This is a genomic window from Candidatus Zixiibacteriota bacterium (assembly GCA_014728145.1).
Classification (GTDB): domain Bacteria; phylum Zixibacteria; class MSB-5A5; order JAABVY01; family JAABVY01; genus WJMC01.
Map to the genome: position 1 here is coordinate 1 of WJMC01000237.1, position 9,715 is coordinate 9,715.

Below are 9,715 nucleotides of genomic sequence, written 5' to 3' on the forward strand. Positions count from 1 at the left end.
CGATATCGCCGACGCTCACACCCTGGCCCATCTGTTCAAGTATGATTCGGTGCACGGTGTCTACCCGGGCGAGGTCACTGCGACCGATGACAGCATTACAATCGACGGCAAGAAACTCAACGTAACCGCGATTAAAGACCCGTCCAAGCTTCCCCATAGGGACAACGGTGTCGACCTTGTGGTCGAATCGACCGGGCTCTTTCGTACCAAAGAAAAAGCAGGTATGCATATCTCCGCAGGCGCAAAGAAAATCTTGATCTCCGCACCTGGCAAAGGCGAAGTGGACGGCAATTTCGTGCGCGGTGTCAATTGTGCTCAGTACGACAAGTCCAAGCATGATATCATCACCATTGGATCCTGCACCACGAACTGCCTTGCTCCTGTGGCCAAAGTACTGCATGATAATTTCAAGATCGAGAACGCCCTGATGACCACGATTCACTCTTACACGTCGAGCCAGCGAATTCTCGATCTTCCTCATAAGGATTTGCGTCGCGCGCGTGCGGCGGCGGTTTCGATGATTCCGACCACGACAGGCGCGGCCAAGGCGATCAGCCTGGTAGTACCACCCCTGGAAGGTAAGATCGACGGTATGGCGATTCGTACCCCGACACCCTGTGGCTCGCTTATCGACCTGGTGGCTACTTTTGAAAAGGATGTCACCAAAGACTCAATCAATGCCGCTATGAAAAAAGCCGCGGAAGCGGGCTCGCTGAAAGGTATCCTCAAGTACGAAACCGATCCGATCGTCTCGAATGATATCGTCGGCAACCCCTACTCCTCGATCTATGATGCCGAACTGACCATGGTGATGGGCAAGCGCCTGGCCAAGGTTCTATCCTGGTATGACAACGAGTGGGGTTTCTCGACCCGCCTGGTCGAGATGCTGGGTATGATGCTCTAATTATAAATTCCCAAAAACATCACCCGCCTGTGATCACACAGGCGGGTTGCATTTTAGACTAAAATATCTTGTTTCGGATTTGGTTTTTTTATATGATAACAGGATCAACCGGGTAATACTGAAATAATCGCAATATCAGATACGGAGGAGAGGGATGGAAAAACTCACGATCGATGATCTCGATCTGGCAGGTAAAAAAGTTCTGGTACGAGTCGATTTCAATGTCCCGATCGCCGATGGCAAAGTAGCCAATGACAAGCGCATTGTGGCATCGCTTCCGACTGTTAAAAAGATCATTGAATCAGGCGGCCGGGCGGTTTTGATGTCTCATCTGGGACGTCCCAAGGGTGAACCGGAACCGCAATTCAGCCTCAGACCGGTGGCAGAAAAGCTTTCAGAACTGCTTGAAAATGATGTTAAATTTGTCGATGACTGTGTCTCGGATGAGGCTTTCGAAATGTCTTCCGGCCTCAAAGACGGCGAGATTCTGCTTTTGGAAAACCTTCGTTTTTATAAAGGAGAGAAGAAAAACGACTCCGAATTCGCGAAAAAACTGGCCGGCCACGGTGAAGTTTATGTTAATGACGCCTTCGGGACAGCCCATCGCGCTCATGCTTCCACAGCTGGTGTGACTTCATATTTCGACAAAGCCGCGGCTGGGTACTTGATGGTCAAGGAGATCGAATACCTTGGCAAAGCGCTCGAATCCCCCGAAAAACCGTTTGCGGCAATCCTGGGTGGCGCCAAGATCTCTGGCAAAATCGATGTAATCATGAACCTGATGGACAAAGTCGACATGATCTTCATCGGCGGGGGGATGGCGTTCACCTTCTTCAAGGCTCAGGGCTACGAGATCGGAAAATCCCTTTTAGAAGAGGACAAGCTTGATCTGGCAAAAGAGATTCTGTCTAAAGTCGAAGATCGTAAATTGAAGTTTTTCCTGCCAGTTGACTCGGTATGCGCACCCGAACTCAAACGTGATGCCGAAACAGAGGTTTACGATGTCAAAGATATGCCTTCTGATCAGATGGGCCTGGACATCGGTCCCCGGACCCTCGACCTGTATAAAAACGAGCTCAAGGGAACTAAAACGATTGTCTGGAACGGTCCGATGGGCGCTTTTGAGTATGCTGATTTTGCTGAAGGTACGATTGAAATTGCAAACTACCTGGCGAAACTGACCGATGACGGCGCAATTACGATTATCGGTGGCGGCGACTCAGCCTCGGCTGTGACCAATGCCGGGGTCGCTGACAAGCTCTCCCATATTTCCACCGGCGGAGGGGCCTCATTGGAGTTTCTGGAGGGCAAGACCCTACCGGGCCTGGATGCATTGACAGATAAATAGGAGATAATTATGCGCACAAAACTGATCGCTGGAAACTGGAAGATGTATAAAACCGATGAAAAGGCGGCACAGCTTGCCAGGGGAATCGCCGAAGGTTTCGAGGGTTCTGACAAGGCTGATGTGCTTTTATGTCCGCCGTTTACATCTCTCAAGACGGTTGCGGAAATAGTCGCAGATACCCCGGTATACCTCGGCGGGCAGAATATGGGCTGGGAAAAAGAAGGTGCATTTACCGGCGAGGTTTCAGGAGAGATGCTCTTGACAATCGGTTGCGATTATGTTATACTTGGCCACTCGGAAAGACGAGAGTATTTTTCCGAGTCTGATCAGCTGATCGGGAAAAAGACCAAACTCGCACTATCCCTTGGACTTAACCCGATCGTATGTGTCGGCGAACAGCTCCAAGAGCGAGAAGCCGACAAAACCGAGGAGGTTGTTAGATCTCAGGTTAAAGGCTTTTCTGCCGAAGCTGGAAATAGCAGGATCGAAAATATTGTGATAGCCTATGAGCCGGTCTGGGCGATCGGTACCGGCAAGACCGCAACTCCCGATATGGCGGTCGAGGTTCATAAGCTGATCCGCTCGATCTGGGCCGAAGAGCATGGTCAGGATGTCGCCGACAACCTCCAGATACTGTACGGCGGTTCTGTCAAACCTGAGAACTCGACCGATCTTTTAGGCCAGGAGGAAATCGACGGTGCCCTGATTGGAGGGGCTTCGTTATCCAAAGATAAATTTCTTGCGATTATATCATCAGTGATATAAGGAGGAACTTTGTTCTCGTTTATTCTGGTAATTCACATTTTCGTCAGCTTTGGACTGATCGTATCGGTTTTGATGCAGTCTGCCAAGGGCGAGGGACTGGCCGGTGCCCTCGGAGGCGGAGCCCTCTCCGGGGCCGTTTTCGGCGGACGAGGCGCAAGCACGTTTCTGTCCAAAGCAACCACGTTTCTGGCGACGGCGTTTATGATTACCTGTATCCTGCTGACATTTACCGGCGGTGGTACCGGAGTTACCAACAGCACGATCACCGGAGAAGCCCAGAAGGCTCTGGAGGATGTGCAGGTCGCTCCGACCCAGATCCCGGCCCAGGGAGGTCAGCAACAGCAGGTCCAGCCGATTACACCGCCCGCGGGTGATGAAGGCGCTGGCGAATAATATTATATACATAAGCTTAATGCCGAAGTGGTGGAACTGGCAGACACGCCATCTTGAGGGGGTGGTGCTTCACGGCGTGCGGGTTCAAATCCCGCCTTCGGCATTTTTTATTGCCCAACATAAAAAACACATAATATGGCAGTAGTATATGTAATATGGCCTTCCGGTTGATTTGTCTGTTTGAATTCCAGTGACCGGAGGGGTATTTTTTTGTGCAAATAACTGCCTGAGTAGCTTGCTTGTGCGATCATTCCGACACCCGCAAACCCGCGTCATTCCTTATTTTTCTTGACTTTTAAGGGCTTCAATCTATAATTCAAAAAGACAGTTAATCTGTCTACCCCCCTCCTTAGGCTGGTTGCTTTTTAGTAACCAGCCATTTTTATTATTGTATATTGTTTTAATAATTGTATGGCTTTAAGTAAGGGAGGGACTATGAACTTAATCAATTTAACTCTGTACTTAGCTATTGTTATACTTATTCTTACAGGTATAATTTTCCGCTATAAATCGTACATGTCCGCAGGTGGTACAAAAGCTGCCAGGGGATTGATCGCTGGGATTATGCCTAAATCATCTGTTTGGGTAAACGAGCGATCATACAGCTATTTTTATAAATCCCAAGTTGTTTACTTTTGGGCTGGTTTCTTTATTGGTCTCAGATTGGCAATTCCATATTTTCAAAGTTGACAAGCTGAATTTATCGTTTTATGTGCAATATCTCAGTATTGAACACTTCAAGTGAGGGATAATGGAATTAGTGAATATCATTTTGCAGCTTGTTTTCATTGTCCTGTTGATTCTCGGATTAGTTTACCGCCATAAAGCCTACACGGCGGCAGGGGAAACAGATCAAGCCCGTGGGTTGATCGTTGGCTTTATGCCAAAGACCACCGGATGGATTAACGATAAATCATACAAATTTTTTCGCAGGTCAGAGATAATGTTTTTCCTGGCTTTATTTAGTATAGCGCTAAGGTTTGGGATATTGTATTTTAACACTTTGTAGATGAAAGCAAATACGCAACAGGCAAAGACAGCAAAGAAGATCATCACGCTTCTAATGAAAGAATATCCGCAGGCCGGGTGCAGCCTGATATTTAAGAATCCTCATCAGCTTGTAGTAGCCACGATACTCTCGGCGCAGTCGACCGATGACCGGGTGAATATGACCACCCCCGAGCTGTTTAAGAAATATCGCTCACCAAAAGCATTTGCAGAGGCTGATCTGGATGATCTGATGAAGATGATCAAACCAGTCGGGCTGTATCGCAACAAAGCCAAAGCGATCAAAAACTGCATGGCGATGGTTGTTGATGAATATGGGGGAGAAATTCCGGCTGATATGGAAAAATTGATAAAACTTCCGGGAGTGGGTCGTAAAACCGCCAACGTGATCTTAAACAATGCTTATAACATTGCATCAGGGATTGCGGTCGATACTCATGTCAAACGGATAGCAAAGCTTCTGGGATGGACCGAACATACCGATCCACTCAAAATCGAAGCGGATTTGATGGAGTTGCTTCCGAAGAAAGAGTGGATCATGATTTCTCATCGCCTGATCTTCCATGGACGTGCGGTTTGTATCGCCCGCAGGCCGAAATGCGCAGAATGCGTTCTCAACCAACTGTGTCCCTCCAGCACTGCCTGACTATTCTTCGCCGAAGACCTCGGCTGAAAACACCATTATTTTGCAGTCCTCTTTCCAGCATCCCGGATTCAGTCCCGCCTTTTGACAGGTATGGTCCAGAAATTCGATACGCGACCAGCCATATAAAGTCGCCACCTGTGGCAGAAGCAGACCCCGGTAGCGTCCTTTCTGGATCATCAGACCATGTTTGCCGACCTCGATCTGATCTATATCATTTATCTTTTGCAGGGGGGTCAGAACCGAAATCTCCAGCTCAATTTCCGGGTACTCATCGCCGGCCAGCCTGGGAAAGCGGGGATCCTCGCTGGCGGCTTTGACAGCACAGGAGGAGACCGCCTGGTAGAGTGGCATGAAAGCCTCGGTATAACCTATACATCCCCGCAGGCGATGGTTTTTATTGATGGTTACGAAGGCGGCCCCATCTTCGGTGAGTACGCCCTGAGGTGGATCGAATTCGGGAACCGGTCTACCCGCCAGCCAGGCCTCGATAGATTCACGTGCGATATTCAACAGGACCTGTCTTTCATCGGGCGAAAGATAGGCTTCGTCGGTAGCTTCTTCCGGGGGTTCATGCTCCTCACGGTAAATCACCGCTGAGAGATAACTGACAACATTGGAAGTATTGCCGGAGAATTCTCCTGAGTCGGACTGCCTGAGTATTTTGGCGCTGTTTGCACCCAGTTTTTTGGCGATCTCGATTGCGGCCGCAGTGGGTCCGGCACCGCACATTTCGATCACGCCATTTTCTTCAGCCTGCCACAGCTCCCTGCCTTTTAATTCCCTGATATAACCGGCAGTTCGTTTATCGATTTCACGACATTCAGAACGGCTCTTGTAATGTGTGAGGTCGGTGGAAGCGATGATTATAACGTCCTCGCGTTCCCCGATCGCCTCGGGAACCACTCGCACCAGTTCAGCGATCATCTTCTTTTCCTGCAGTCCAATCTGGAGCGGGACTATCTTTATTTCCGGGTTGATGTATTGCAAAAACGGAAGCTGAGTTTCCAGCGAATGTTCACCGTTGAAATAGGATTCCCCGGAAGCGATATATTTTGAGCCTTTGCGGATTGCCGAAGCCAGGTCGGTATCGATTTCTGATATTCCCAGAGGCGTTTGCCAGCCTCCCTTGTCCCAGATCGCGATGCCCTTGTAGTCGATCTGGTGTTTGAATCCGATTATGACGGCGGTTTTTATCTGTGGATAATCTCGTAGAAGCCTGTATCCGACAGCAGCGGTCGGCCCGGAAAAGATGAAGCCGGCATGAGGGCTTACCAGCGCCAGGGGGGGACCGGAAATTTCAACTTCTTCAGCCTGTTCGAGCATGCTGTCGAGCATGTTGGCCAGAGAGCTTTTATCGGCTGGATAGAACTTACCGGCAATTACAGGATGACGGATTGATTCGGCGGAAACTGTGAGGCAGAGCGCAAGTATAACCGCAAAGATGACTGAAATGTATTTACAGCTTTTCATTTTGATTTCTCCTTCTGCAATCGTATAATTATACGCAAGCGAGATCATGCAGATGTAATTTATGCCTAAATCACGAGTTGTCAAAATAACAAATCGGAAACTTGCAGACGCCGATCGAAAGCTCGAGCCCTCGGAGGTCAAGAGGTCGTTGTCTATTGCCATGGTCTATCTGACCGGCGAGAAGGACGCACAATCGGCCTGGCAGAGCCTGTTCTCAGGAGGAGATCATGTCGGTATCAAGCCGAACTGCCTTGGTGGAAAACCGCTCTCCAGTTCGGAAGTTATCGCCATGGAGATCGTTTCCGGACTTCGTTCGGCCGGAGTCGAGGAGAACAATACAATTATCTGGGAACGTACCAATCGTGAGCTGAAACGGGCTGGCTATGAATTAAATATATCATCATCGGGACTGCGTGTGTTTGGCACGGATTCAAAAGGCGTCGGTTACGGCGACTCTCTCCACAAACAGGGCAAGGTCGGGTCTCTGCTGTCGAAGATATTCGAGCAGTACATAGTGAAAAACATTAATTTTCCGCTTCTGAAGGATCACTCGATCGCCGGCGTGTCGGCTTCCATGAAAAACTTCTTCGGGCTGATCCACAATCCCAACAAGTACCATATGAACAATTGCGATCCCTATCTCGCTGACCTGTTCTCCCTGCCGTTGGTCAAACGTAAAAACGTTCTAACGATCTGTGATGCAACCCGTATCCAGTATGACGGCGGTCCCGGTTTTGTGCCGTATTATATTGCAGAACCGGGCACCATTATGGTTGCCTTTGATCCTGTTGCCATGGACGCTGTGGGATACAGCATGCTGGATGATTATCGTAAGCGCCATGACCTGAAACCGCTCAGTCAAATCGGTCGAGAGCCGACCTGGCTGAAAACCGCAGAAAAAGCGAAAATTGGAACAGCTGACCTGGATCATATCGAACTGATCGAGGAGACTATCTGATCATGAAACGCCGCACAGTACTGAAAACGTTTGCCTGTGGAGCCTGCGCCTCTTTATTACCGATCAATCCGATCAGGCAGGGGGGAGGGCTGGTTGAAAACGCGCTCTGTCTCGATACTACTGATACCCTTTCCGATGTGGATGCGATGTTCTATGAAAAACGAGAAGGTACCGCGATAGAATGTCTCCTGTGCCCGCGTCATTGCCGGGTGACCGATCTCGAACGGGGCTACTGTGGTGTGCGCGAAAATAGGGACGGCAGATACATTACCCTGGTACACAGCCGGGCCTGCGCGATGAATATCGATCCGATCGAAAAGAAACCGCTCTTTCATTTCAAGCCGGGCACTCCCGCCTTTTCGATTGCTACCGCCGGATGTAATGTCAATTGCCAGTTCTGCCAGAACTGGGATATTTCGCAGGTCAGACCGGAACAAGTAGCAAATGTCGAACTGACACCCGAGGATATCACCCAAATCTGTCGTCAGCGAAGAGTGCCAACGATTGCCTATACCTATTCCGAGCCGGTGGTTTTCTATGAATATATGTATGATACCTGCCTAAAGAGTCGCAAAAACGGGATCAAAAACGTTGTAATAACCGGCGGTTATATCGAACAAAAACCGCTCCGTAGACTTCTCGGGCTGGTCGATGCGGTCAAGGTAGATCTAAAGGCGTTTTCAGAGGATTATTATCGTGAGATTGTCAACGGCGAACTTCAGCCGGTCCTGGAAGCTCTCAAGATAATCAGGGAGGAAGGTGTCTGGCTGGAGCTGGTTTATCTGATGGTGCCGACTTTGAATGATTCCGAGGATGAGATCAAACAACTCTGTGGGTGGATACTGGAAAACCTTGGAGATCGCGTGCCGATTCATTTCACACGTTTCCATCCCGCTTATCTGATGAAAAACCTGCCTTCGACCCCGCTTGAAAGTCTCGAGAAGGCATTCACGACAGCCTCACAGTCTGGATTGAGGTACCCCTATGTCGGCAATGTACCCGGCCATGACGGCGAACATACACGCTGTCCCGAATGCGGGAAGATTGTCATCAGGCGAAGAGGTTTCACCATCCTGGAAAACGATCTCCTGGAGGGACGATGCCGTTTTTGTGAGCACGATCTTGACGGCGTCTGGTCCTAAGTTTTATTTGAATCGTTGCCCGCGTGTGTTATCATAAAAGCATGACTTCCAAAACTGCCCTTTTATTTTTGCCGTTTTTTTACGGTTTTTTGACCCTGACATTTCAGGCGGTATTCATTCGCCAATTGGTCTCCTTTTATGGTGCTTCGGAGATCAACTACGCTGTAATCATTACGCTCTGGATGATCCTGACCGGCCTGGGAGCCTGGATGTTCGAGAAGATCTTTGTGAGCCGGAAAGCTTCATACAAGGCATTATTTTCTATGACACTACTCGGAGCGGTTTCCCCCTTACTGTTGCTGATCAGCAATAATTTTATCGGATTGGTATGTGGCTATGACATATCGCTGTCAAGCAGTAGAATTTATGGTTTCACGACTGTCGCACTGGCATCATTATTTGTAATGTCTCCCCTCTGTCTTTTATCCGGAGCGGTATTTACCGGGATAGTTCGCAAAATGACCGCAGTCAGCGAAGAGCAGGGGCTGGCTTCGGCATATATAGTTGAAGCACTGGGGGCTTTGACTGCCGGTATACTCATGTCATTGTTAATATTTCAACTGTTTGAGGATTACCAGGTGCTTGCTGGAATGGTCGTAATCGCTCTCGCTGTAGCTTCAACCGTAATTCTTTTGCGGTGGTTTAAACTGGATCTCGCTAAAAAGACCGCCTATGTGACATCTATAATCGTCATAGCTGTCTTCACAGCAATATATTTTCAATCATTTGAGCAGGTATTGTATCACAATAGAAACAGGACTGACCCATGTTCGACACCTTACCAGATGCTCAGTTCGAGAACCGATTCGGGTCAGTTGACTGTCTTTTCCAACGGGGTCAAGCGCTTTACAACTCCGGATCGGGAGAGTGCCGAACTCGTTCACCTTGTCTTATGGCAGAAAGCTTCTTTTGAAAGAATCGCTGTAATCGGCCTCCCGTCACCTGATTTACTCCATGAGCTCCTGAAATATTCCCAGGCGAAAATTGATATTTATGAAATCGACCGCGACTATTATGATTACATCAGAAGTCATCTAAACAGCAAAACAAAGAGCTGTTATGAAGATAGACGCTTAACTTA

General features: G+C 48.8%; 9 protein-coding genes and 1 tRNA gene. 9 read left to right on the forward strand and 1 reads right to left on the reverse strand.

Annotated features, from left to right (window positions below):
- The 6 genes from gap to nth all read left to right on the forward strand — a co-directional run.
- A partial coding sequence (gene gap, locus GF404_13060) for a type I glyceraldehyde-3-phosphate dehydrogenase (GenBank protein ID MBD3383108.1) occupies positions 1-904 on the forward strand: 904 nt, incomplete at its 5' end.
- A 154-nt stretch (positions 905-1,058) separates the two neighbouring features.
- Positions 1,059-2,252, forward strand: a complete 1,194-nt coding sequence (gene pgk, locus GF404_13065) for a phosphoglycerate kinase (protein ID MBD3383109.1) — start codon at positions 1,059-1,061, stop codon at positions 2,250-2,252.
- Between the two features lie 9 nt (positions 2,253-2,261).
- Positions 2,262-3,017 carry a triose-phosphate isomerase gene (locus tag GF404_13070; GenBank protein ID MBD3383110.1) on the forward strand — a complete coding sequence of 252 codons (756 nt, stop codon included), beginning with the start codon at positions 2,262-2,264 and terminating at the stop codon, positions 3,015-3,017.
- A 9-nt stretch (positions 3,018-3,026) separates the two neighbouring features.
- On the forward strand, positions 3,027-3,410 hold the full coding sequence (gene secG, locus GF404_13075; GenBank protein ID MBD3383111.1) for a preprotein translocase subunit SecG: 384 nt from the start codon (positions 3,027-3,029) through the stop codon (positions 3,408-3,410).
- Between the two features lie 21 nt (positions 3,411-3,431).
- Positions 3,432-3,513 (forward strand) — tRNA-Leu (locus tag GF404_13080).
- A gap of 906 nt (positions 3,514-4,419) precedes the next feature.
- On the forward strand, positions 4,420-5,064 hold the full coding sequence (gene nth, locus GF404_13085; GenBank protein ID MBD3383112.1) for an endonuclease III: 645 nt from the start codon (positions 4,420-4,422) through the stop codon (positions 5,062-5,064).
- Here the strand turns inward: nth and amrB are convergent, their stop codons facing one another.
- The gene (gene amrB, locus GF404_13090) at positions 5,065-6,696 is read right to left on the reverse strand and encodes an AmmeMemoRadiSam system protein B (GenBank protein ID MBD3383113.1); all 1,632 of its coding nucleotides are present in this window, start codon (positions 6,694-6,696) and stop codon (positions 5,065-5,067) included. It abuts the gene before it with no gap.
- Between amrB and GF404_13095 the strand changes: the two genes are divergently transcribed.
- From GF404_13095 to GF404_13105, 3 genes are all read left to right on the forward strand, one after another.
- Complete coding sequence (locus GF404_13095; GenBank protein MBD3383114.1) at positions 6,596-7,492, forward strand: DUF362 domain-containing protein; 897 nt, start codon at positions 6,596-6,598, stop codon at positions 7,490-7,492. The two genes, amrB and GF404_13095, sit on opposite strands and share 101 nt — an antisense overlap.
- A 2-nt stretch (positions 7,493-7,494) precedes the next feature.
- The gene (gene amrS, locus GF404_13100) at positions 7,495-8,634 is read left to right on the forward strand and encodes an AmmeMemoRadiSam system radical SAM enzyme (protein MBD3383115.1); all 1,140 of its coding nucleotides are present in this window, start codon (positions 7,495-7,497) and stop codon (positions 8,632-8,634) included.
- Positions 8,635-8,675: 41 nt separating this feature from the next.
- Positions 8,676-9,715 (forward strand): hypothetical protein (locus tag GF404_13105; protein MBD3383116.1); only part of this gene is annotated, 1,040 nt, incomplete at its 3' end.